The sequence below is a fragment of the Frankia sp. CoWAU3 genome (assembly GCF_977971855.1).
On sequence record NZ_CDWWXB010000051.1, the window covers coordinates 18,351 to 18,913 of the forward strand.

Annotated in this window: 1 pseudogene; it reads left to right on the top strand. The window is 73.5% G+C overall.

Going from position 1 to position 563, the window contains the following annotated elements:
* A pseudogene (locus tag AC08ON_RS07380) lies at positions 1 to 563 on the top strand (HelD family protein); the annotation flags it as partial.

The window sequence follows — 563 nt, forward strand, 5'->3', positions numbered from 1 at the left end:
CGGGAACGCGAGGAGGAGCGCGAGTACGCCCGGGGCGTGGTGGACATGCTCGGGCTCGAGGGGCAGGTCGACGCCGAGGCGCTCGCCGAGCGGTGGAGCGGGCCGCGGGCGCGGCGCAGTGCCGCCGACCATGCCCGCGAGGACCGTACCTGGACCTTCGGTCACCTGATCGTCGACGAGGCCCAGGAGGTCTCGCCGATGTTGTGGCGGCTGCTGTGGCGGCGCTGCCCGGGACGCACGGCGACCCTCGTCGGTGACCTGGCCCAGACCGCCCGGCCGGGCGCGCCGGCGTCCTGGGGGGAGCTGCTGGGGCCCGCGGTCGGCGACCGGTTCACGGTCGAGCGGCTCAGCGTCAACTACCGCACACCTCAGGAGATCATGGACGTCGCCGCCGACGTCCTGCGGGCGCAGGACCCGACGGTCTCCGTTCCCCTCTCGGTGCGTTCGGTGGGCCGTGCCCCGACGGCGGTGCGCGTGGGCGACGTGACGGCCGACAAAGTCCCGGGCCTTGTCGGTCTACTCGAGACTGGTCTACTCGGGACTGGTCCGCTAGCCCTGTCTTC